We start from the raw sequence: 498 nt of genomic DNA on the forward strand, positions 1-498 counted from the left end.
CTGAAGCAAATGCCCCGCCGAATGCAATGAGGGGCTGCCCGTGGCCCTGGGCAGCCCCTCCAACGCTATTCCGGGAGGAAAAGGTCTAGCGTTGTCCCGCGTCAGCGACGAGGGTTACAGCTTGGCGCGCAAAGACAGGCGCGGTCGGGAGGCTGGAGATTTCCTGCTTGTCCAGGATCTTCTTCAAAGCAGCCTTCTTGATATTCTTGGTACATGTACGGTCTACAACCGGTTGGCTGGTGACCGGGGAGCGTGTTGAGCAGGCTTCCTTGGCTTGCGCCTCGATGGATTCGAGAACGACAGCTGCGCCAGCGTCGGATGCCAGCAGGGCCTTGTCATAGGCAATTTCTACAGTGATGGGTTTGCCTTCTGCATTTGCAGCAGCAGGAACGATGATCGCGGCGGCCATCAGGACCGGGATGATGAACTTTTTCATGTCAAAACTACCTTCAGAGTTAGCGACGGCGTGATTGCCGACAGGGAACTCCTCCCGCCCCA

General features: G+C 57.8%; 1 protein-coding gene. It reads right to left on the bottom strand.

Translation table 11 applies throughout. The features are described 5' to 3' along the window. Positions 1-85: 85 nt before the first annotated feature. On the bottom strand, positions 86-498 hold a 413-nt coding region (locus B4F73_RS03225; protein ID WP_290482489.1), incomplete at its 5' end, for a UrcA family protein.

This window comes from Hyphomonas sp. UBA3601 (assembly GCF_002375605.1).
Lineage (GTDB): Bacteria > Pseudomonadota > Alphaproteobacteria > Caulobacterales > Hyphomonadaceae > Hyphomonas.